This is a genomic window from Sedimentibacter sp. B4 (genome assembly GCF_000309315.1).
GTDB classification, from domain to species: Bacteria; Bacillota; Clostridia; order Tissierellales; family Sedimentibacteraceae; genus Sedimentibacter; species Sedimentibacter saalensis.
Genome location: NZ_CANG01000903.1, coordinates 58,420 through 81,140 on the forward strand (window position 1 = coordinate 58,420; position 22,721 = coordinate 81,140).

The 22,721-nt window shown below is 36.5% G+C and carries 20 protein-coding genes and 1 other annotated feature; of the genes, 4 read left to right on the forward strand and 16 right to left on the reverse strand.

Going from position 1 to position 22,721, the window contains the following annotated elements:
• Window positions 1-162 precede the first annotated feature (162 nt).
• The 9 genes from BN358_RS14105 to proS form a co-directional block, all read right to left on the reverse strand.
• Window positions 163-2,505 (reverse strand): ATP-dependent Clp protease ATP-binding subunit, encoded by a 2,343-nt coding sequence (locus BN358_RS14105; RefSeq protein WP_019229291.1) that lies wholly within the window; start codon window positions 2,503-2,505, stop codon window positions 163-165.
• A gap of 169 nt (window positions 2,506-2,674) precedes the next feature.
• Window positions 2,675-3,091 (reverse strand): ATP synthase F1 subunit epsilon, encoded by a 417-nt coding sequence (atpC, locus tag BN358_RS14110; RefSeq protein ID WP_019229292.1) that lies wholly within the window; start codon window positions 3,089-3,091, stop codon window positions 2,675-2,677.
• Window positions 3,092-3,108: 17 nt separating this feature from the next.
• Window positions 3,109-4,497: a F0F1 ATP synthase subunit beta gene (gene atpD / locus BN358_RS14115; RefSeq protein ID WP_019229293.1), complete on the reverse strand. Its 1,389-nt coding sequence runs from the start codon at window positions 4,495-4,497 to the stop codon at window positions 3,109-3,111.
• A complete protein-coding gene (gene atpG, locus BN358_RS14120; RefSeq protein ID WP_019229294.1) occupies window positions 4,494-5,381 on the reverse strand; it encodes an ATP synthase F1 subunit gamma in 888 nt (295 codons plus the stop codon). Before atpG ends, atpD begins: the two co-directional genes overlap by 4 nt.
• 3 nt (window positions 5,382-5,384) lie before the next feature.
• Window positions 5,385-7,154 (reverse strand): F0F1 ATP synthase subunit alpha, encoded by a 1,770-nt coding sequence (gene atpA / locus BN358_RS14125; RefSeq protein WP_019229295.1) that lies wholly within the window; start codon window positions 7,152-7,154, stop codon window positions 5,385-5,387.
• Window positions 7,132-7,635 (reverse strand): F0F1 ATP synthase subunit B, encoded by a 504-nt coding sequence (gene atpF, locus BN358_RS14130; RefSeq protein WP_019229296.1) that lies wholly within the window; start codon window positions 7,633-7,635, stop codon window positions 7,132-7,134. The genes atpA and atpF overlap by 23 nt, the downstream gene beginning before the upstream one ends.
• A gap of 30 nt (window positions 7,636-7,665) precedes the next feature.
• Window positions 7,666-7,890 carry an ATP synthase F0 subunit C gene (atpE, locus tag BN358_RS14135; RefSeq protein WP_019229297.1) on the reverse strand — a complete coding sequence of 75 codons (225 nt, stop codon included), beginning with the start codon at window positions 7,888-7,890 and terminating at the stop codon, window positions 7,666-7,668.
• A gap of 27 nt (window positions 7,891-7,917) precedes the next feature.
• A complete protein-coding gene (locus BN358_RS14140) occupies window positions 7,918-8,604 on the reverse strand; it encodes a F0F1 ATP synthase subunit A (protein ID WP_019229298.1) in 687 nt (228 codons plus the stop codon).
• 521 nt (window positions 8,605-9,125) lie between these two features.
• Window positions 9,126-10,571 carry a proline--tRNA ligase gene (proS, locus tag BN358_RS14145; RefSeq protein ID WP_019229299.1) on the reverse strand — a complete coding sequence of 482 codons (1,446 nt, stop codon included), beginning with the start codon at window positions 10,569-10,571 and terminating at the stop codon, window positions 9,126-9,128.
• Window positions 10,572-10,658: 87 nt separating this feature from the next.
• Window positions 10,659-10,854 (reverse strand) — a binding site (T-box leader).
• Window positions 10,855-11,000: 146 nt separating this feature from the next.
• Here proS and BN358_RS14150 point away from each other — a divergent pair.
• Window positions 11,001-12,749: a 5'-nucleotidase C-terminal domain-containing protein gene (locus BN358_RS14150; RefSeq protein ID WP_019229300.1), complete on the forward strand. Its 1,749-nt coding sequence runs from the start codon at window positions 11,001-11,003 to the stop codon at window positions 12,747-12,749.
• A gap of 145 nt (window positions 12,750-12,894) precedes the next feature.
• Here BN358_RS14150 and BN358_RS14155 read toward each other — a convergent pair whose 3' ends face one another.
• Together BN358_RS14155 and BN358_RS14160 are read right to left on the reverse strand one after the other, a co-directional pair.
• Complete coding sequence (locus BN358_RS14155; RefSeq protein WP_019229301.1) at window positions 12,895-13,725, reverse strand: metallophosphoesterase; 831 nt, start codon at window positions 13,723-13,725, stop codon at window positions 12,895-12,897.
• A 91-nt stretch (window positions 13,726-13,816) separates the two neighbouring features.
• On the reverse strand, window positions 13,817-14,068 hold the full coding sequence (locus BN358_RS14160) for a Veg family protein (RefSeq protein WP_198018505.1): 252 nt from the start codon (window positions 14,066-14,068) through the stop codon (window positions 13,817-13,819).
• A 311-nt stretch (window positions 14,069-14,379) separates the two neighbouring features.
• On the opposite strand from BN358_RS14160, the gene BN358_RS14165 reads away from it, so the two are divergent.
• From BN358_RS14165 to BN358_RS14175, 3 genes are all read left to right on the forward strand, one after another.
• Window positions 14,380-15,315 (forward strand): magnesium transporter CorA family protein, encoded by a 936-nt coding sequence (locus BN358_RS14165; protein ID WP_019229303.1) that lies wholly within the window; start codon window positions 14,380-14,382, stop codon window positions 15,313-15,315.
• Between the two features lie 592 nt (window positions 15,316-15,907).
• Window positions 15,908-16,777 carry a 4-(cytidine 5'-diphospho)-2-C-methyl-D-erythritol kinase gene (gene ispE, locus BN358_RS14170; RefSeq protein WP_019229304.1) on the forward strand — a complete coding sequence of 290 codons (870 nt, stop codon included), beginning with the start codon at window positions 15,908-15,910 and terminating at the stop codon, window positions 16,775-16,777.
• A 49-nt stretch (window positions 16,778-16,826) separates the two neighbouring features.
• Window positions 16,827-17,363, forward strand: a complete 537-nt coding sequence (locus tag BN358_RS14175; RefSeq protein WP_019229305.1) for a TlpA disulfide reductase family protein — start codon at window positions 16,827-16,829, stop codon at window positions 17,361-17,363.
• A 168-nt stretch (window positions 17,364-17,531) separates the two neighbouring features.
• Here BN358_RS14175 and BN358_RS14180 read toward each other — a convergent pair whose 3' ends face one another.
• From BN358_RS14180 to BN358_RS14200, 5 genes are all read right to left on the reverse strand, one after another.
• A complete protein-coding gene (locus BN358_RS14180; RefSeq protein WP_019229306.1) occupies window positions 17,532-18,719 on the reverse strand; it encodes an electron transfer flavoprotein subunit alpha in 1,188 nt (395 codons plus the stop codon).
• Window position 18,720: 1 nt separating this feature from the next.
• A complete protein-coding gene (locus BN358_RS14185; protein WP_019229307.1) occupies window positions 18,721-19,503 on the reverse strand; it encodes an electron transfer flavoprotein subunit beta/FixA family protein in 783 nt (260 codons plus the stop codon).
• Window positions 19,503-21,113: an FAD-binding oxidoreductase gene (locus tag BN358_RS14190; protein ID WP_019229308.1), complete on the reverse strand. Its 1,611-nt coding sequence runs from the start codon at window positions 21,111-21,113 to the stop codon at window positions 19,503-19,505. The genes BN358_RS14185 and BN358_RS14190 overlap by 1 nt, the downstream gene beginning before the upstream one ends.
• Window positions 21,114-21,374: 261 nt before the next feature.
• A complete protein-coding gene (locus tag BN358_RS14195; RefSeq protein WP_019229309.1) occupies window positions 21,375-22,088 on the reverse strand; it encodes a FadR/GntR family transcriptional regulator in 714 nt (237 codons plus the stop codon).
• A gap of 86 nt (window positions 22,089-22,174) precedes the next feature.
• On the reverse strand, window positions 22,175-22,721 hold a 547-nt coding region (locus tag BN358_RS14200), incomplete at its 5' end, for a low specificity L-threonine aldolase (protein ID WP_019229310.1).

Genomic DNA, 22,721 nt, shown 5'->3' on the forward strand with positions numbered 1-22,721 from the left:
TTGACTAAATTTTCGAAACATTCTTGCAATCCATGAAACGAAAATATTTTATCAAAATTATATTGATGAAAAATAAAAAAGACGTTCAGCATTTCACTAAACATCTTTCATTATTTGTTTTAATTAATTTCTGATAATTTTATCCGGCCCATAGGTAACGCCTTAAATATTAACATTATCATACAATTTTTCGCAGCATTCAATGTTGCAACTTAAGTTGTCTATTACAGTAAATACTACCTTTTCATCAATAAGCTTAACTATTATGCTGCTTCCCGGTGCAACATATTTTGATAAGAGCTCAGTAGCCAATGCATCTTCAAGTTCCTGCTTGACTGCACGTTTCAACGTCCTGGCACCCATTTTTAAATCGTTATGTTTCTCTACAATATACTCTTTAACTGCATTTTCAATTACAATGTTAATTCCATACAGCTTCTTGCACCTATTAGAAAGTTCATTTACAAGCAATGTCATAATCTGTTTCATATCATCAATATTCAATGCATTAAACACTATGACATCATCAATTCTGTTAATGAATTCCGGTTTAAACGTTCGCTTTACTTCAGCCATGACACTTGTTTTCATTTTCTCATAATTTTCTTGAGCGCTGTTTACACTTGTGAAACCAATAGTTTCAGGCACCATGATCCTATGAGCACCCACGTTTGACGTCATAATTATAACAGTATTTTTAAAATTGATTTTTTTTCCTTTTGCATCTGTTAACTGACCGTCTTCCAATACTTGCAGCAAAATATTCAATACATCAGGATGAGCTTTTTCCACCTCATCAAATAATATTACCGAGTATGGATTGCGCCTTACTAATTCACTCAATTGTCCTCCATCTTCAAAGCCCACATACCCTGGAGGAGAACCTATCATTTTTGATATAGAATGAGACTCCATATATTCCGACATGTCTATTCGTATAAAAGACTGTTCTTTTTCAAACATAATATTTGATAACACTTTACTTAGCTCTGTCTTTCCAACACCAGTAGGTCCGAGAAACAAGAATGAACCTATGGGTTTGTTTGGATTTTGTATTCCTGCTCTTCCACGCCTCATAGCCCTTGCTACTGCATCTACTGCTGATTTTTGTCCTATAATACGTTTATGAATAAGCATTTCTAACTTAAGAAGTTTTTCACTTTCTTTTTCTGTAAGACTTTTTACCGGAATATTTGTCCAGTCAGATACCACTTCAGCTATTTCTGTTTTATCAACAGTCAATATATTTCCACCTGCACGTGGTATATCAATACTTTTTAACCTCATTGCTGCTGCAGCCTCATCTATTAAATCCAAAGCTTTATCCGGCAATCTCCTGTCGTTAATGTAACGATTGGACAAAACCACTGCGGCTTCAACTGCTTCCGGTAAAATATATATGTTATGATAATCCTCATATTTTTTAAGAACCCCGTTGAGTATTGATATGGATTCTTCAGTGGTAGGTTCTTCCACCATTATTGGCTGAAATCTTCTTTCTAATGCAGCTTCCTTTTCTATGTACTTTCGATATTCTTCTAAAGTTGTTGCGCCTATAAGTTGAATTTCTCCTCGTGCCAAGTATGGCTTCAATATATTAGAAGCATCAATAGCTCCTTCTGCACCTCCAGCTCCAACAATTGTGTGAATCTCATCTAAAAACAACAAAATATTACCAGCCTCCAGTACTTCGCCGATAATTTTTTTAAATCTTTCTTCAAATTCTCCCCTAAATTTACTGCCAGCAACAATGCCAGCCAGATCTAATGCAACTACTCTTTTACCCATCATAGAAACAGGTGCCTTGTTTTTAGCAACAAGCATTGCCAGACCTTCGGCAATTGCAGTTTTTCCAACACCTGGTTCACCTATTAGACAAGGATTATTTTTAGTTCTTCTCATTAATGTCTTAATCATTCTGCGTATTTCTTTTTCTCTTCCAATCAGAGGGTCCAGTTTTTCAGCTCTGGCTAATGCAGTAAGATCTCTGCTGTATTTATCCAATGTTTCTGTTTTTTTACATGCAGCGCTTTCATCATAGGATTCTTTGACTCCATAGCCAGATTTATTTTCTTTCATAGCCGAAATTATGTCTATGTATAATTTATGAGCTTCAACTCCCAATATTTTCATCAATTTTAGCGCCATATTATCTTTATCCTTTAGAATTGCTAAAATAATATGTTCTGAACTTGTAGCTTTTGCATGGAACCAGTCTGCCTGACTGTGACTATTCTCTATTATTTTCATAACGGATGGCGAATAATCACGGACAACTCCAAATACCGGTGTCTCACCGGCAGGAATCCATTCTTTTATCATTTCAGTTATTATTTCATCAGCAACATCATTTTCACTAAGAATTCTTGAAACAAATCCAGTCTTTTCCCGGATAAGCCCCAGCAGAATGTGCTCAGCTCCAATATTTATTTGTCCAAATTTTCCGGCTGATTCTGATGCTATGGTTAAAACATTGCTTGCGTCTTCAGTAAAGTATGGTTTCAAATACAATCCTCCCAATTATATTAACTATATAATTTTCCTTCTTAATCAATTGTTTCCATCATTAACTTTATTATTCTCATAACAAATAGGCTGCAACATATTTTACTGCATTAAAAAAATGGCGTAATTCATTTCGCCATTTTTTTATATTAAGCTAATCTCTTTTGTGCTATAGTCCTGATGTATATTTCTTTTTTATTTTAAGACGTTCCATTGCTCTTGCTAAATTTGCTTTTGACATATAATATTCATAAGTGCTCTGATCCTGGCGCATTTGTTCTTCTGCACGTTCTTTTGCTTCCAGCGCTCTTTGTTCATCAATTTCCTCAGGAAGTTCCACTGTATCCACAATCATAACTACTTTATTATTAGAAATTTGAATATGACCGGCACCTGTAACTGCTATAATCCATTTGTCTTCAGCAGTTTGAATGCGTAATTCACCAACACTGACAGCTATAACAGCATCCTCATGATGGGCCAAAATACCCATGGATCCATCTGTTGACGGCAATATTAACTGCTTTGATTGACCTTCGTAAAATATTTTATTAATAGCAATTATTTTCAACTCAAAGGAGCTCATCTTATCACCTCATTGTGTTACTGACCTTTTTTTGATTTTTGGATTACTTCTTCTATGGTTCCCACATTAAAAAATGCCCATTCAGGATAATCATCCATTTCACCGTTAATTATTGACTTGAAACCACGAATGGTTTCTTCTAAAGGAACGTATTGTCCAGGTACACCTGTAAAAACTTCTGCCACATGGAATGGCTGAGACAGAAATCTCTGAATTTTTCTTGCTCTTAATACCGTAAGTTTATCTTCATCTGAAAGTTCTTCCATGCCGAGAATTGCAATTATATCCTGCAATTCCTTGTATTTTTGCAATATCTGTTGAACACTTATTGCCGTATTATAATGTTGTTCTCCTACAACATCAACTTCCAATATTCTTGAAGAAGATTCCAGTGGATCAACAGCTGGGTAAATTCCCTGTTCAACAATTTTTCTGGAAAGTACAGTTGTAGCATCCAAATGAGCAAATGTAGTGGCCGGCGCAGGGTCCGTCAAGTCGTCTGCAGGTACATATACTGCCTGTACGGACGTTACAGAACCATTTTTAGTTGATGCTATTCTTTCTTGAAGTTCTCCCATTTCAGTTGCCAGAGTAGGCTGATAGCCTACTGCTGAAGGCATACGCCCCAGAAGCGCTGAAACTTCAGAACCTGCTTGAACAAATCTGAATATATTGTCAATAAACAATAATACATTTTGATGTTCCACATCCCTGAAGTATTCAGCCATTGTAAGACCAGATTCAGCAACTCTCATACGTGCTCCAGGCGGCTCATTCATTTGACCAAATACAAGTGCAGTTTTTTCCAATACACCTGATTCTTTCATTTCTATCCACAAATCGTTACCTTCTCTTGAACGTTCTCCTACTCCTGTAAAAATCGAGTAACCTCCATGTTCTGTTGCAATGTTTCGTATTAATTCCTGAATCAATACTGTCTTACCTACTCCTGCTCCGCCAAAAAGACCAATCTTACCACCTTTTGCATAAGGAGCAAGGAGATCTATTACTTTGATTCCTGTTTCCAAAATTTCCACAACCGGATTTTGGTCCTCAAATTTTGGCGGATTTCTGTGAATAACCCATTTTTCCACATTTTCTAAATGTTCTTCTTTATCTATTGTATTTCCTGTTACATTAAATAGTCTTCCAAGTGTCTTTCTCCCAACAGGGACCTTAATTCCGTCACCTGTTGCTGTTACTTCCATGTTTCTAAAAAGGCCATCACTGGACGAAAGCATGATGCATCGCACGATATTACTTCCAATGTGCTGAGCTACCTCCATAACACGAACTTCATCATCTTTTATTACTTCTAATGCTTCTTTTATAGAAGGCAGTTTATTTTCATCAAATTCAACATCTACAACAGGGCCTAAAATTTGAACTATTTTTCCTTTATTCATAACTTCTTCCTCTTCTGTGCTTTAGCACCGCTGATTACTTCTGTTACCTCTTGAGTAATAGCTGCCTGCCTAGCTCTATTATAAATAATCGATAACTCTTTCAGCATGTCTTTTGCATTATTCGTAGCTGCTTCCATTGCCATCATTCTGGCATTCTGCTCACTTGAATAAGCTTCTGTTAATGCACCATAAATAAAACCTGTTACAAAGTTCGGTATTAAATTGTTTAAAACATCGTGGGGTGTCGGTATGTAATTTGTTTCATCTGTACCATCGTCAGTTCCATCTTCATCCATGAAATCGACTTTCCTTAAAGGTAAAATTTTCTGAATTTCAGCTTTGCTTTCCAATGAATTAATCATCCTTGTATATATAATATAGATTTCATCCAGCTTCTTCTCATTAAACATTTGAACAATTCTTCCTGAAATAACCCTTGCCCTATGAAGTGTTGGATTTTGAACTGTATATTTAAATTCAGCGTCATAATTAATTCCTTTGTTTTCAAAGTAGCTTCTTCCAACATTGCCGGCTACAAATAAAACATGATTTCCATCTTTTTTAAGTTCATCTTCAGCAATTTTGATAACATTATTGTTATAAGCACCCGCCAGACCTTTGTCTCCAGTTATTACTATATACCCTTTATTCCTGTTTATTTTATCCGTCCTGTCATCAAAAAAACTGAGTTTTACATGTTCAGGTATTCTCTTAATCACGCGAACAATTGCTTCCTGTAGTGAATAAAAATATGGCTGAGTATTTTTAAGGTTTATTTTTGCCTTTTTTAACTTTGAAGAAGAAATCATATACATTGCATTTGTAATTTTCATGGTATCCTTAACGTTGCTTATTCTATTTTTGATTTCTCTTGCATTTGACATATGCTACCACCTGCTTTTATAATCGGATGATGCTTTTAATATTCTTTTCTCAAGGTCTTCACTCAGCACTTTTGTAGTTTCCAGCTCCTGAATGATATTGAGATGATACTGTTCGAAAAATTCCAACAATCCGTTCTTATATTCTTTAAAGCGTTTAGCATCAATGCCTGTCATACACTTCTTTGTTGCAGCACAAAGCAAAATAACCTGTTTTGCCATGCTTAACGGTTCACATAACGGCTGTTTTAAAAGTTCCATCAATCCTTTTCCATAATTCAGCTGTGCAAATGTTGCTTCATCCAAGTCAGAACTGAACTGAGTGAAAACTTCCATTTCTCTGTACTGGGCAAGGTCGATACGAATGCTTCCCGAAGACTTTTTCATTGCTTTTGTCTGTGCTGCACCTCCTACACGAGACACAGAAAGTCCAACATTAACAGCAGGACGTTGTCCCGCAAAGAACAGGTCACTCTCCAAATAAATCTGACCGTCAGTAATTGATATAACATTTGTAGGAATATATGCAGAAACATCATTTGCTTGTGTTTCAACAATTGGAAGCGCAGTTATGGAACCGCCGCCTAATTCTGGTACAAGTTTGCTGGACCTCTCCAGAAGTCTGGAATGCAAATAAAAAACATCTCCCGGATATGCCTCACGACCTGGTGAACGTTCAAGTAAAAGAGACAGAGATCTGTATGCTACCGCATGTTTAGACAAATCATCATAGACTATCAATACATCCTTTCCCTTATACATAAAATATTCTGCCATTGAGGTGCCTGCATATGGAGCAATATATTGCAAGGAAGCTGGATCACTTGCAACTGATGATACAATGATTGTATAATCCATGGCGCCATACTTTCTCAAAGTATTTTCTACCTTTGCTACAGTTGATGCCTTCTGTCCTATAGCTACATATATACAAATTACATTTTGTCCTTTTTGGTTTATTATAGTGTCAGTAGCAATGGTTGTCTTACCTGTCTGCCTGTCACCGATGATGAGTTCCCTCTGGCCGCGCCCTATGGGGAACATGGAATCAATTGCAAGAATTCCTGTTTGCAAAGGTGTATTAACTGATTTTCTGTCTACAATACTCGGCGCCTTGCATTCTATGGGCCGAAAATCTTCTGCTAGAATTTCTCCCTTTCCGTCTATGGGAGTTCCTAAAGCATCAACTACTCTTCCTAAAAAATTTTCACCTACAAAGACACCTGCTATTTTGCCTGTCCTTATTACACGTGAACCTTCTTTTAAATCATTTTCACTTCCGAATAAAATGCATCCTATTTCATCAAACCGTATATCCTGAACCATTCCTTTAACGCCTGATTCAAAAATTACTATTTCGCCAAACATTGCATGATCTATTCCGTCTACTGCAACTATACCATCTCCGATACTTTTTACAAATCCAATTTCCTTTTCTGTTTTTTCAAACTCCAAATTTTCAATTTTTGCTTTAAGCAAGGAAATTATTTCTTCAGAACTGGAGAAATTTGTGTTGCTTTCTAAAACTTCCTGCTTCACCTGGTTAAGAAGTCCACGCATGCTACAATCGTATTCCTGGTTGCCAACACGTATTATAAATCCACCCAAGAGCTGAGGTTCTTCTACTAAATCAATTTTCATATCATTAATATTTACTTCGTATTTTTTTGACAAGAAATTTATGATTTTATTATACTGCCCTTCATCAGGCGCAGTTACATATGAAATAATGATAGAGAGCTTTTTCTTATTTTCATCTGCTGCCTTTTGTATCATCTAATTCACCTGCTTCGGTTAAGAACCTTTCATAGATTATCTTATTGCTCTGTGGTGTAACATTTGCACCAATAATTTTAGTCGCAGTGTCCATTGCAAGATTAGCAATTTCTGTCTTCATCTTAAGAAGTTCTTTGCTATGTTGAGATTCAATATTTTTATGTGCATTTGCAATTATTTTTCCGGCCTCTTCATTTGCGCTTCTTATTATGTTGTCGTATTCTATTTTTGCTTGTGCTTTAGTTTCATCAATTATTTGTTTTGATAAATCGTTTGTAGTTTTTAAAGCATCTTCATATTCATTTTTCAATTTTAATGCATTGTCCTTAGTCAGATTAGCTTCTGCATACTGTTGTTCCAGCAAGTTCTTTCTTTTATCCAATATGTTGTTTATTGGATTAAACAAGAACTTTTTCATTAAGAAATATAGAACAAGCAGATTTATGATTGTGAACAAGAGATTGATATTTAATTTAAGCAACGCTTTCTCCTACCTTTCTTTTTCTTAATGCTATGCCAAAAACAAAATAATTAATATGGCTACTACGAATCCATATATTGCAGTTGCTTCTGCAAGTGCGCATCCCAACAACAGCAATTTTGTAATTGCTCCCTCAGCTTCCGGCTGTCTTGCCACTGACTCTGTAGCCTTACCTGTTGCTATACCTATGCTTATACCTGCTCCTATACCTGTTAATACTGCTATTCCAGCTCCAATTGCTAATAAAGTTGTCATATAATACTCCTTTTCTTTTTTAGTGTTTTATTCAATTGCTTCTTTGATAAAAAGTGATGTTAAAAAAACAAAGACGTATGCCTGTATAAGCCCATCAAAGATATCAAAATACAGACTAAAGGGAACCGGTATACCCACTGGTATTATGATTTTGATTAATTCCATAACTACAAAGGCTCCAAGCACATTCCCAAATAGTCGCATACATAGCGATAATGGGCGAATAAATATTTCTAAAATATTTATTGGGGTAACAACAGCAACAGGTTCTGCAAAACTTTTAAGGAATTTCCTCGGCCCCTTTTTTTGAAACTTAGCCACTTCTGTCAAAACTATGCTCATAATGGCCAGTCCCAAAGTTACATTAAGGTCCTTTGTGGGAGGCTTAAACCCAAACAGAGCACTTGTATTGGCTATTCCAAGAAAAATCAGAACCGTAGCCAAGTAAGGTACAAATTTCTTCCCATGTTCTCCAATTATGCCTTCAATCATATCTTGAAGCCCTACAACAGCTGTTTCTAATATAAGCTGTTTCTTGCTGATGTTTTCTACTTTTAAATCCCTTGTAAGCAATATTGAAGCAATCAATAAAATTACCATTATAACCCATGTTACTGCAACTGATTCAAGTACTTCTATTCCTCCAAGCACCGGGATAATCAGCACTGTCTCACAAGTAAGTTCATGCATTAATTCTTCTGCTAAATGATTCATTCATTCACCTCCTTTTTGTATATTGATACTTCCTTTTGTTAATTATTTATCATCATTGGCGATTCTTATGTGTCATTTGCTTAAATAGTTTGATTTTTACTTATTCTAAATTATTTCACCCGCTTATGCTTGTTTATCATATTAATATGTTTTATTATCTTTTAGTTAGTAAAGTTTGCACATATATTAATTTTATTTCACTTTCTTCTATTTTTAATTCTTTTTATATTTCATGCCCCACGCAAACATGTTGATTTTCTTTTAACATAATTAATATAAAAAAGTTGCTCCGCAACTCCGCTAGGGGGACCTATCTACAACAAAAATAGGGATGGCTGTGCCATCCCTAAGACTATTGAACAAACTCTGACGCTGTCATCCTGAACGATAGTGAAGGATCTCATCTTTACTGAAAACATGAGATTCTTCGGCTTCGCCTCAGAATGACAACGTCCAATTTTTTACTTTGCCATCCCTATTTTTCTTATCCAAAGTTATTAATATATTTTATTACTTTATTTTTAATAAGCTCGTGCAGCATAAATCATGTGCTTTGCTTCCTTGCCGCATATGTGGCATTTGTCGCCTAAATTTTCCTGCTCAAAAGGAATGCATCTGATTGTTGCTCCTGTTTCTTCTTTCAGTTTGTCTTCGCATTCTCTGCAGCCGCACCACATCATTTTAGCAAAACCAGGTTTGTTTGGAAGATCCTTTTTGTACTGTTCGTAATCTTTCACAACGTATGTGTGAGCTTCTCTGTGTGATTTAGCTTTTTCAAACATGTCTTTTTGCATTGTTTCAAGCATTGATGATAATGTTTCTTCTATGTTGTCCAGTGATATAGTTTCTTTTTCAAGCTTATCTCTTCTTACAGCCACAGCCTGATTGTTTTCAATGTCTCTTGGTCCTATTTCAATACGGATTGGATATCCCTTCATTTCATACTGATTGAATTTCCATCCTGGTGAATTTTCTGTATCATCATCAAGCTCAACTCTAATTCCTTTTGCTTTTAACTTGTCGAAAAGTTCATTTGATTTTTCCAGCACTCCTTCTTTCTTCTGAGCTATTGGAATTATAACAACCTGGACTGGTGCCATCTTTGGAGGAAGAACCAGACCTCTGTTGTCGGAGTGAACCATTATGAGTCCTCCTATAAGTCTTGTTGAAATGCCCCATGAAGTGTGGTAAGGGAATTCTTCCTTGCCTGTTCTTCCCTGGAATTTGATTTCAAAAGCCTTTGTGAAATGCTGACCTAAGTTGTGTGATGTTCCTGCCTGAAGAGCCTGACCGTCATGCATCAATGCTTCCATTGTGTATGTTGCATGAGCTCCTGCAAATTTTTCCTTTTCGCTTTTTTGTCCTACAACAACAGGCATTGCCATTAAATCTTCAGCAACCTGTCTATATATGTTAAGCATCTTGAGTGTTTCTTCTTGAGCTTCTTCTTCTGTTTCATGAAGAGTGTGACCTTCCTGCCATAAAAATTCTGAAGTTCTGAGGAATGGTCTTGTAGTTTTTTCCCATCTTACAACGCTGCACCACTGATTGTAAAGGTATGGCAGGTCTCTGTATGAACTGAGCCATTTTTTGTACATGTGGCATATTATTGTTTCTGATGTAGGTCTTATTACAAGTCTTTCTGCAAGTTCCTGACTTCCTCCGTGAGTAACCCATGCAACTTCAGGAGCGAAACCTTCCACGTGCTCTTTTTCCTTTGTCAACAAACTTTCAGGAATCAAAAGAGGAAAATACATGTTCTTGTGCCCTGTAGCTTTGAACTTTTCATCTGCATATTCCTGAATTTTTTCCCACAAAGCATATCCGTAAGGTCTTATAACCATGAATCCCTTAACCGGTGAATAATCTACCAATTCATTTTTCAATATAACGTCTGTATACCACCTGCTGAAGTCTTCTTCCATTGGCGTTATTTCTTTTACAAAATTCTTTTCTTGTTTAGCCATAATTTCTCCTTTCATATACCTGCGTTAATGTCCGCAGTCTCATTACAAATTTAAATTCCTTTTAAAAAATATAAAACCCGCCTCCATACAAGAGGCGGGTTAATCCGCGGTACCACTCTAATTGCTTAAATTATAAGCATCTCATTTAAATAAGGGTTCTGGCCCTTTGGGTTTTCCCAAAAACTCGGAGGCGGGTTCTCTACACAGAGGGACAAAAATCTTTCACCGGTGATTTTCTCTCTAGAGTCCATGTATAAATACTGATTCTCTTCATAGTCTAATATTCAACAATTAATATTATAGTATATTAGTTTTTAATTTTTGTCAACTTCAATTCATTATATTTTAAAATGAAAATGTTTCCTTGAAAATGTACTTCCATGAATGTATAATGTAATCAGTTACATAATTTTACTTAGGAGGGAATTTATGAAAAGAAAAGTATTGAGTTTGGTCATGATCAGTTTGCTGATTTTAAGCAGTTTCAGTTTTGCATTTGCGGCTGATGCTGCTACAACAATCACAATTTTTCATACCAACGACACTCATGCAAGACTTTTGAGCAATGACACAAACATCGGTTTTGCAAAAATTGCTACATTGATCAAAGAAGCAAGGTTATCAGATCCAAACACCCTGTTGCTGGATGCGGGAGATACGCTTCACGGTATGCCTATAGTAAACATAAGCAAGGGTCAAAATGCAGTCAAAGTCCTTGAAGCAACAGGATATGATTACATGACTCTTGGAAACCACGACTTCAACTATGGACAGGAAAGACTTTTAGAACTCAAAAACATGAGCTCAGTTGGAATGTTGAGCGCAAATGTTCTTGACAAAGACGGCAAGTCACTGTTCACACCTTATGTAATTAAGGAAATCAACGGAGTAAAGGTTGGTATATTTGGACTTTCAACTCCGGAAACAGCGTACAAAACAAGCCCTGCAAATGTTGAAGGACTGACATTTGCTAATCCTGTTGAAACTGCTCAAAAAATAGTAAATGAAATCAAGGATCAGACAGATGTCATCATAGGCATTGTACACCTTGGACTTGACGGAGGTTCTGAGTTCACTTCAGAAAGATTGGCAAAAGAAGTTGAAGGAATAGATGTGTTAATTGACGGACACAGCCACACGCTACTTGAAAACGGTCAAGTTGTTAATAATACACTCATAGCTCAGACATTCGAACATGACAAAAATTTAGGAAAAGTAACAATTGAAGTAACAGACGGAAAAGTTGTGAACAAAACAGCAGAACTTATCAACGTAAGCAAAGTTGCTGAAGTAATCCCGGATCCTGAAGTTACAAAAATAATAGATGAAATAAATGCTGAAAATGCAGAAGTATTTGCACAGGTTGTTGCAAAAACAGATGTATATCTTGACGGCGTTAGAGCAAATGTAAGAACAAGGGAAACAAACCTTGGAAACCTTTCAGCCGATGCTGTTAGAAAAGCTGCAGGTTCAGACATTGGTTTTGTTAACGGCGGAAACATAAGAGTTGATATTCAGCCTGGAGACATTACATTTGGAAAACTTGCCGAACTGTTCCCATTTGGAAACACTGTGCAGGTTAAGAAAATCACCGGTGCAGACCTTGTAAAGGTTCTTGAAATATCCGTTCAGGCATATCCTGAAGCTCAAGGAGGATTTTTGCAGGTAAGCGGAATGAGTTTTGAATTTGATCCTTCACAGCCTGCAGGTTCAAGAGTTGTTGGAGTTAAAATAGGCGAAAGCGAACTTGATTTGTCAGCAGAATACACTGTTGCAATAAATGACTTCCTTGGAATAGGCGGAGACGGATATGAACTGTTTAAGAACTATCCTATTTACGGTGAAGTTGGAACTTATGAAGAAGTATTTGCAGATTATCTGAACACAAACGGAACAAAGGGAAGCGACGTTTCAGGAAGAATCACTGTTAAGGCAACAGCTCCTGCAGCAGAACCAACACCTGCTCCGGCACCTGTTGAGCCAGCTCCTGTTGTTGAGCCAGCACCAGCTCCTGCTCCTGCACAAACTGAAGTTTCATACATAGTTGTATCAGGAGATGTTTTGTGGAAAATAGCTGAAAAATATAACACTACATGGGAAGCTTTGGCAAAATACAACAACCTAAGCAATCCGAACTTAATATTTCCGAACCAGGTAATAAAAGTGCCGGCAAAATAAAATGAAGAATTAAGAGTTAAGAATTAAGAATTAAATGAAAACATCCGTTGATAAAATCAACGGATGTTTGTTTTATTGAATATTCATATCGATTTTAATTCATAGCAATATAAACTTATAATTCTTCATTCTTAACTCTTCACTCTTAATTGTGATAACCCTTCAGGGTAATAACCGTCAGTTCCGGTGCTGCCATGAAGCGCATGGGAATTGTTGAAGTCCCAAGCCCTATGTTCACATAAACCTTTGTTTGTCTAAAATTGTCAAAATCATAAAATCCTCTCACATATTTTTCTCCGAGACTGGGCAAGTAGTTTGCGAAAGGAAGATTAACCTGTCCCCCATGGCTGTGTCCAGCTAATAATAAATCTATGCTGTATTCAAGCAGCTTATCAGCTACATCCGGTTCATGGCTGAGCACTATGTTGTACATGTCTTTATCCATGTGTCCTGAAATTACTGCAGGTTCATATTCTCCAAATATTGAATCATCCATTCCTATGAAGTTTATATTGTACTGGGGAAGTTCTTCTTTTTCGTTTATTAGCAGCTTGAAGCCGCTTTTTTCCATTATTTCCTTGTAGACTTTTTCTGCTCCGCCGCCATAATCGTGATTCCCATAGACTGCATATTTTATGGGGGCATTTATTGAGCCTAAGGCTTCCCAAATTTCATGAATATTGTCCTTGTTTTCATAATTATTAAATTGGTCTATGAGATCTCCTGTGAAAACAACTATGTCTGGGTTTTCCTCATTTATCTTATCTATTGCGTTATTCAGATCATCAATGTCAAAATATTCAGAAATATGTGTATCTGAAAACTGCAGTATTTTTATTCCTTCCTTTTTTATATAATCTGTGTTGATTGTTTCATAGCGCACAGTCAGAAGCTCCGGCTCTATGAATCTTGCATATATGTAAATCATTATTAGAATTGTCATAAGTATTGATAATACACTCAAAATTTTTTTCACTTTATACTCCTAGGAAAGTTTCAATTTTTAGTATATCAAACTTCAACAATAAAATAAAGCGAAACTTAAATTTTTAAGTTTCACTTCAATGCTACACAATGCGAGTTTCATTCTCATTGCATATGAAGAGCTCAACGTAATTTGTCAATATATCAATATAGTTAAACGATACAACTCTTTTTAATCCTTTGCTTTCCACCCTTACGGTGAAAATAGACGGGTATGTTTCAGCTATAACCCCTTCGCTTATAAGAGGCTTGCTTTTGCCTTTTTTTATTTTGAATTTAACCTTCTGTCCTACACAGCCTTCAACAATTCCCTTTACTCTTGTTACAGAACTCACTGTCAAAAAATCACCTTCTATACTATATTATATGAAAAGTGGTGAAATATAATTCATTTGCTTTTATCTTAACCATTAACATAAAATTTATTCTCTTTTTCTTTAATTTGCGTATAATTGTCTTGCAAAACACATTAAAATAGACTATTATAATAAAGGCAATTAATCATATAAAAAAGGATGTGAAAGTAATGGATGAGGTCCCTACGGTCAAGTCTATAAAATTGTTAAAAACAACTGAATACTTCTCTATTACTGATTGTATTTCAATTTGGCAATAGAGAAAATCTATTATTAAATTGAGGTGAAAGATGCTTGATATATTCAAAACCATTGACGACACTTTATTCAAGCTGGAAGAAATTGAGGACGGTGCTTGGATCAACCTTGTAGAGCCTACTACGGAAGAACTGGACAGAATCGAGGATGAGCTGGGTGTTGACAGGGATTACTTAAGGGCTGCTCTGGACGAGGAAGAAAGTGCACGTTTAGAAAGTGAAAACGATCAGGTTTTAATTTTAGTGGATACTCCATATGTGGAAAAAACTGATGATCATATTATTTATGAGACACTTCCTCTAGGAATTATTATAACCGATAAAAACATCATAACAGTATGCTTGAAAAATTCAATTGTACTGGATCAGTTTGAGAAAAACTCAATCCGTACATTCTACACATACAAAAAATACAGATTTTTGTATCAGATATTGTATAAAAATGCTCAGAGGTACCTGTTGTACCTGAGACAAATTGACAGAATGAGCAATTTTATTGAAAAACAGCTTCATGAATCAATGAAAAACAAAGAGCTGATTCAGCTTCTTGACCTTGAAAAATCATTGGTTTACATTACAACTTCTTTGAAGGCAAACCAGGTTGTGCTTGAAAAGATATTAAGAATCAACATCATCAAGAAATATACCGAAGACGAAGATTTGCTTGAAGATGTAATAATTGAAAACAAACAGGCCATTGAAATGGCCAACATATACTCAGGAATACTAAGCGGAACCATGGATGCATTTGCTTCCATAATATCCAACAATCTGAATATAGTAATGAAACTATTGACGTCAATAACAATATTGATGGCAATTCCAACCATGTTTTCAAGTTTCTTTGGAATGAACATGGTAAATATGCCCTTTGCAAACTCTCCTTTTGGATTCTGGATTATTTTAGGAATTTCAGTAGTGACAGCTGCAACAGTTGGTTTCATACTTGTGAAAAAGAATCTGTTTTAAACTAAATATTTCAAAAATTAATAACACCCGGTTTTCTGCAGTTACACACTAGAAAACCGGGTGTTATTCTTTTAGCATTTCACTTTCTGTGTTTGGAGGACTCACCTCTTCCATTCATCTGTTGTTAACATTTGTTTTACATCATCTAATAATTTAATACCTCAACATTCAGGAAATTCAATGTGTTTTAAGTTTATAAATAAACTACTTAAACTCATAATCTTTAACTGATATTAATCTTAATCTTTTGCGTAAATTTAAATATTTTAATTTTAAAGCCTAAATCTTGATTAAAATCATTTAATTTTTGATCCAATAGCTTTATTTAATTAATTTTAAATCTAAACTGCCGATATAAATTTATATCTATTAAATCTTTACTAAATTTAAACCATTAACTTAATGCTTAATACCATGAATTTTATTGAAGCTAAATATTAGAAAATATGTAAAACTTATGTTGTAATATATTTATACCCGACATTTTATTTTTTAAACATTAGTTTTGAAAAAATTGAAAATAATTTTAAATTCATTGTTAATAGATTGTGTTTGCTATATAATATTCATATTATATTTATGTGAGGTTCCTATGGTGAAGTTGAAATCATATGCAAAAATAAACCTTTTTCTTGACATCGAAGGAAGGCGCCAAGACGGTTACCATCTTATTAAATCCGTTATGCAGTCAATCGACCTTTACGATGAAATTACCATTGATTCAATTACTGAAGACAAAATAGAAATTGAATGCAGCAATCCTTTAATTCCAACAGACCAAAGAAACACTTGCTGGAAATCAGCTGATATTATAAAAGCACTGTATAATATCAAGTACGGAGTTATAATTAGAATCAAAAAGCAAATTCCATCAGAAGCTGGTCTTGCAGGAGGAAGCAGTAACTGCGCAGCTGTAATTGAGGGACTTAACAAACTGTGGAACTTAAACATGTCCCAGGAAGAAATGCTTAACATTGGACTAAAGGTTGGAGCTGATGTACCCTTCTGCATTCTTGGAGGAACTTACCTTGCAGAAGGCATTGGTGAAAAATTAAGCAGGCTTAATGATTTTAAGTGGGAAAATATATTGATTATAAAACCTGATTTTTCAATGTCTACGGCATTTGTTTACAAAAATCTTCTGCCACAGGATTACAATTCATTCAAAGATAACAAAATAATTGAATTTATAAACTCCGGTGAATTTTACAAGGCTGCTATATCGACTTCAAACACCCTTGAAAAAGTTGTTGAAAAATTTTATCCTGAAATAAAAGATATTATTAACTTATTGCTTGAAAATAAGGCGGTAGCATCACGTATGACAGGAAGCGGCTCAGCAGTACTTGGTTTTTTTGAAAGCAAACAAAGTCTAGAAGAAGCATATAATAACATTGTAAAAGAATTTCCCCATACATTTAAAACAAAAACAACAGTAAAAGGCATCGAGATTTGTGATTAAAATTGTTTCAGTATGGGTATTAGCTTAATGACGAATGCGAGGGATGTATATGAAAAAAATCTTAATTTTAGCACTAATAATAGCCTTAATTGCTTCAGGATGCTCCGGGAAAAATAAGACTGAAGAAAATAAAAACACGAGCACTCAGAAACAGGAAAATCCACAGACTTCCGAAGATGCAATAATAGCCCCCGATTTTGAACTTGAATCTCTGGACGGCACAACAATTAGACTCAGCGAAATGAGAGACAAAAATGTAATAATAAATTTCTGGGCTACATGGTGCGGGTACTGCGTTATTGAAATGCCTGACCTTCAAAAACTTCAGGAAACATACAAGGACGATTTGCTCGTTTTAACTGTGAATGTTGGGGAGTCAAAAGAAATTGTTCAGAAGTTCATGGAAGAAAACAACTTAAATCTAACTGTAGTACTGGATAAGGACATGGCTGTGTCAAACAATTACGGCATACGCTCATATCCTACAACAATTGCAGTAAATAAAAAAGGAGAAGCCGTAAGAGGTTATGTAGGAATGCTTACTTACGAGCAGATGGAACTTCTTTACGATTATTTTGAAGAGTAAAATGACTATTATAAGCAACATAATTTTTCACAAAATGTAGGGGCGGATCTTATGTCCGCCCGAAGTTATTACCTCAATAATTTTGTTATATGCGGGAGAGCAGTAGTCCTCCCCTACATCATTGAAACAAATTTGTTATCAGACTGACATGGTGTACTACATGCCATGTTATTTTTTTGCGTCTTTTATTTCCTTTATTAAAAGAGGCAGAATTTCTCTAACGTCTCCTACTATGCAGTAGTTTGCAACCTTGAATATTGGCGCATCAGGATCAATGTTTATTGCAACTATTGTTTCTATATCTGCAAGTCCTGCAAGATGCTGAATTGCTCCGGATATTCCGCATGCAATATATACTTTTGGAGCAACTGTCTTGCCTGTCTGTCCAACCTGTTGACTGTAGGGCATCCATCCCTGGTCAACTACAGGCCTTGAAGATCCTAATGCTCCTCCAAGGGCATCTGCCAGTTCCTGTGCGAGCTGTATATTTTTTGCACTTCCTATTCCTCTTCCCACACTTACAATAATATCTGCATCGGAAAGATTTGCTCCTTCTTCATTGTCAATGTTTCTGATTTTCTTTACAAAACTTTCTATTGGAGAGGGAACAGGAAGGATTGTTATTTTTCCTGTTTTTGTATAGTCAGGCAAAAGGGGCTTGAAAACTTTTGGTCTTACTGTAGCCATTTGTGGGCGGTTGTTGGGGCACACTATGGTTGCCATGAGGTTTCCGCCAAATGCAGGCCTTGTCTGGAGAAGAAGTCTTTCTTCCTTGTCAGCTTCAAGCACAGTGCAGTCTGCAGTAAGTCCTGTTCTCAATGTGGATGAAATGTGGGGAGCTAAAGACCTTCCGTTTGATGTTGCACCTATGAGTACTATTTCAGGCTTATACTCATTAATAAGCTGTATCATCACTTCTCCATACACATGGTCGTTGAAATCATCCAGCCATTCTGCTTCCATAACCAGAACTTCATCAGCTCCATATGCACAGAGTTCCTGTGCAAGACTTTTTATGTTGTTACCAATGAGTACCGCAGTAACAGGCACTTCTAAATTTTTCGAAAGATCTCTTGCTTTTCCCAGGAGTTCAAGTGACACTGTCTTTAACTTCCCATATCTTTGCTCGGCGAAAACCCATATTCCTCTGTAAGAGCTTAAATCTTTTTGAACAATTTCATCTCTTACAAAATTAATTGCACTAAACTTGCAGCTATCAGAACATGAACCGCACAATGTACATTTTTCATTTATGTCTGCTTTTTTATCCTTAATTTCAATGGCTCCAAAGGGGCATGCTCCCACACACTTCTTGCAGCCAACACATTTTTCTTTAATTATGCTTATGTTTGCCATATTACGATTCCTTCCCCAGCAATATTTCAGCTAATTTCTTCGATTGTTCGAAAGGTGTGCCCCATAGGTAGATACTGTTCACATCATGAACAGGAACAAATGTCTTTCTAACTTGTGTTGGTGACCCCTTGAGGCCTGATCTGTTTTCATCAGCTGCTGCATCCTTTGATGTGACAATTTCAATTTCCGCATTTTTAGCATTTCTCATGCTTTTTATGGAAGGAAGCCTTGGCATGTTTATTTCCTTCACAACTGTTATGAGGGCTGGAAGCTTTATTTCTATTTCTTCATATCCGTCATCTGTTATTTTCATGCAGCGCATAAAGTCGCAGTTTAATTCAATTATTTTGCTTATGTCTGTTGCATAGGCAATTCCCAATGTCTTTGCAAGGCTTGGTCCCACTTGGGCAGTATCTCCATCCGTTGCCTGTTTGCCGCATATAATAAGATCATATGCTCCAATTTTTTCAACTCCTCTGCTGAGAGCATAGGATGTTGCAAGCGTGTCTGCTCCGGCAAATTTTCTGTCAGTCAGAAGCATTGCCCTGTCTATTTTAAGTGAAATTGCTTCTCTGAGCATTTCAGTGGCCGCTGGTATCCCCATGGAAAGGCCGTAAACTTCAGCACCGTATTTTTCCTTTATGCGCACAGCTTCTTCAATGGCATAAGTGTCAAAGGGATTTATGATGGATGCAACATTTTCTCTTATTATTGTATTTGTTGCAGGATCCATTTTTACTTCATTGGTTCCCGGAACTTGCTTTATGCATACAATTATTTTCATTATATGTCCTCCTCCTTTACATATGGAAATACAGCGCCTCTGTTTAATAGCTGATCAGGGTCAAATAATTTTTTTATACTTCTCATTTCATCCAGCTCTTCATAGCTGTACATTTTTTGAAGAAAAGGAACCTTAAGCTTTCCAACCCCGTGTTCAGCAGAAACAGCTCCTCCCATGGCCGCAATTTTCTCAGCCCATGTGAGATAAAGTTCCTTTCCTTTTTTATATTCTTCCATGTTTCTTGGAATTGTGTTAACATGGAGGTGGTTGTTGCCTACATGACCAAATATGACAGCATGAAGATTATTTTTTTGGATGTCTTCATTGTACATTTTCATCACTTCTTTCAGCTTGTCATCAGGAACGGACATATCTGTCCCAAGCTTAGTAATTCTTGAGTCAGTTTTCTTGGCAATGTCTATTTGCATGTTCACGCATTCCGGGCATGCATGCCTGAAACTGTGAAGCTTTTCAAGGCTTGTTGCATTGTTTGCAACCCAGGTTGCATCTTCGTCTCCTCCAAGTTTTTCTATATAAGTTCCAAGACTATCAATTCCACTCCATATTTCGTTATCAGAATCACCTTCTATTTCTATGTAGACAGCTGTGTGATAGACGTCCTTAATTTCCTGTATGGATGAAAAGGCGGGATTTTTTTTTTGCTGAACCTTAAGCATTTCCAGTGCATTGTGGCTAAAAAATTCAATTGCTGAAGGTTTTATGCTAAGCGCCTTCATATCATCAAAAATCTTCTCTCCCCGGGCTGCGCGCACCAGATCAAGAGCCTTGTCCTCATCCGGCATGAAGACAGTAACTCCCCAGTTTGCTCCTTGCTTTTTATTCAGTTCAATTTCTATTTCGCTTATTATTCCAAGAGTTCCGTCCGAACCAAGAAATAAGTCAATCATGTCCATGTCAGGCTTGTTGTAGTATCCGGAAGTGTTTTTCCTCACAAGAGGCATCTTATATTTTGGAAGTTCTCCCTTAATTGTTCTTCCGCTCTTTGTGATCAGCTGAAAGTGTCCATTACTAGCCATGTACTGTCCTCTTTTTAGGCTCAGCACATCCCCGTCTGCAAGAACAACACGAAGTGATTCAACGTGATCCCTGGTTGAACCATATCTGAAGCTTTTTGCTCCGGATGCGTTGCATGCAGCCATCCCTCCTATGGAAGCAGAAATTTCTGTTGGATCCGTAGAATAAAACCACTGATTTTTTTCCATATTATTAAGCGCTTCCATTGATTGCTCATCCCAGTCCATAGTCACAAATGATTTGTTAGCGAGATATTTTCTCACTTCCGTCAAAAGAACACCTGGCTGAACCCTCAAGAAGAAGCGTTCATTTTCATGGTCATATCTTGCTCCTGTAACTTTGTTCATCTTGCTGAGATTTATGATGTGGCCGCCAAAAGGGACAGCAGAAGCAGCAAGTCCCGTTCTCGCTCCCTGTGTTGTTATTTCCATATTTTTATAAGCACATTCCTTTATGGAATGTATGATTTCTTCTTCTGTCTTTGGAAATGAAATGCTCTGTGCGGTTCCTGTCTGACGGGATTCGTCCCTCAGGTACTCACTGTACATTTCAGCAAAGGTATTATTATTTTCCATTGGTCCTCCGCTTGCATGATTGATTGAATTAATTTAGTTAACTGATTGAAGAAAGTGTAGCACAATTACTAAATGCTGTCAATGATATTAAGTGTAAAAATAACAAACAAAAAAACAGATCATCGTCTGTTTTTATGTTGATATGGTTTTTCAATACCGTGGGGAGGACTACTGTCCTCCCGAAACACGAGCGGATACAAGATTCGCCCCTACAACTCGTTGAAATTTAGTTTGTCAAGTCTGAAGATTACGTCTGTTTTTTTACTTGGATTTATTTTTGTAAAACCTGTATGGCCTTTCCATGTGCTCCTGCATGTTTTCTCTTGCTTGTTCAGGTTTTTGATCCCGTATGGATTCGTACACTCTTTCGTGGAGATTCACTGTGAGCTTGCGGTCTTCCACAGGAAGGTTGTATATAGTTTCAACCATTTGCTTCTTCATGAGAATGTTCAAAGTTTCCATAAGCTTGAAACACATGTCGTTGCCTGAACACTTGACTACCTGCTGGTGAAAATCATAATCCAGTCTTGCAAATATTTCGTAGTCTTCATTTATGTGTTCCTTGTGGTTTTTTATGATTTCTTCCAGAACATGCAAATCTTCCTGTGATCTGTTTCTTGCTGCAGCTTCAGCCATGGCAATCTGTATTGCACGTCTTAGTTCAAACAATTCAAGCTCCGTGGTTTTTTCAAACATCAACATATAAATAAGCGGCATGTAGCTGTCAGTCATGTCCGGTTTATTGATTCTTATTCCCTTGCGGGGACTTACGGTAACAATACCTAGAAACTCCAGCACTCTCAAGGCTTCTCTAAGTGTAGGCCTGCTTACATTGAGCATTTTTGTCAGTTCAGGCTCACTGTATAGCTTATCTCCATATTCAATCTTGTTTTCATGTATGCTGTTAAGTATGCCTTCAACTATCTGCATATATGCCTTCTTGCTCTTAATTGGATTTAAGCTGATATTTTCCATATTCTTCTCCGGATTAATTTTTCCTTAGTATACCACAGTTAACTGAATTAATCAATTGCCGCAGAAACACTCCTGCGGCAATAAAATTATTTTATAATTTCTTTTAGACATTTTATGGTGAAATCAATGTCTTCTCTTGAAACTCCTATGTGGCATACAAAACGGTATTCGCCGCCTTCTGCACCGTTAATTTTTATGTTTTTCTCATAGAGCTTTTCAACAAGTGTATTGCTTGAAACTATTTCTTCGCTGATTTCAAAGAACACCATGTCTATGTCGAGCCTGTCAGTTACAACCTTTACTCCATCAATCTTTGAAAGTTCTTCAGCCATGTATTTTGCATTTTTGTGGTCTTCTTCAAGTCTTTCTGTCATTTTTTCCAGCGCAATTATTCCGGCAGCTGCAAGTATTCCAACCTGTCTCATTCCGCCGCCCATTAATTTTCTGTTTTTTCTTGCCCTATCTATGAATGATTTGCTTCCTGCAAGCATTGACCCTGCCGGAGCCGCCAGACCCTTAGAAAGACAAAACATAACTGTGTCGGCACATGCAGCAAGTTCCTTAACATCGACTCCCAATGATATTGCAGCATTGAACAGTCTTGCTCCATCCATGTGAACAGGAAGGGAATGT

Bases quoted from the DNA above. Each gene is read 5' to 3' on its own strand.
- atpC (WP_019229292.1), bottom strand. From the start codon at position 3,091: ATGAGCTCCTTTGAGTTGAAAATAATTGCTATTAATAAAATATTTTAC.
- atpD (WP_019229293.1), bottom strand. From the start codon at position 4,497: ATGAATAAAGGAAAAATAGTTCAAATTTTAGGCCCTGTTGTAGATGTT.
- atpG (WP_019229294.1), bottom strand. From the start codon at position 5,381: ATGTCAAATGCAAGAGAAATCAAAAATAGAATAAGCAACGTTAAGGAT.
- atpA (WP_019229295.1), bottom strand. From the start codon at position 7,154: ATGATACAAAAGGCAGCAGATGAAAATAAGAAAAAGCTCTCTATCATT.
- atpE (WP_019229297.1), bottom strand. From the start codon at position 7,890: ATGACAACTTTATTAGCAATTGGAGCTGGAATAGCAGTATTAACAGGT.
- BN358_RS14140 (WP_019229298.1), bottom strand. From the start codon at position 8,604: ATGAATCATTTAGCAGAAGAATTAATGCATGAACTTACTTGTGAGACA.
- proS (WP_019229299.1), bottom strand. From the start codon at position 10,571: ATGGCTAAACAAGAAAAGAATTTTGTAAAAGAAATAACGCCAATGGAA.
- BN358_RS14150 (WP_019229300.1), top strand. From the start codon at position 11,001: ATGAAAAGAAAAGTATTGAGTTTGGTCATGATCAGTTTGCTGATTTTA.
- BN358_RS14165 (WP_019229303.1), top strand. From the start codon at position 14,380: ATGCTTGATATATTCAAAACCATTGACGACACTTTATTCAAGCTGGAA.
- ispE (WP_019229304.1), top strand. From the start codon at position 15,908: ATGGTGAAGTTGAAATCATATGCAAAAATAAACCTTTTTCTTGACATC.
- BN358_RS14175 (WP_019229305.1), top strand. From the start codon at position 16,827: ATGAAAAAAATCTTAATTTTAGCACTAATAATAGCCTTAATTGCTTCA.
- BN358_RS14180 (WP_019229306.1), bottom strand. From the start codon at position 18,719: ATGGCAAACATAAGCATAATTAAAGAAAAATGTGTTGGCTGCAAGAAG.
- BN358_RS14185 (WP_019229307.1), bottom strand. From the start codon at position 19,503: ATGAAAATAATTGTATGCATAAAGCAAGTTCCGGGAACCAATGAAGTA.
- BN358_RS14190 (WP_019229308.1), bottom strand. From the start codon at position 21,113: ATGGAAAATAATAATACCTTTGCTGAAATGTACAGTGAGTACCTGAGG.
- BN358_RS14195 (WP_019229309.1), bottom strand. From the start codon at position 22,088: ATGGAAAATATCAGCTTAAATCCAATTAAGAGCAAGAAGGCATATATG.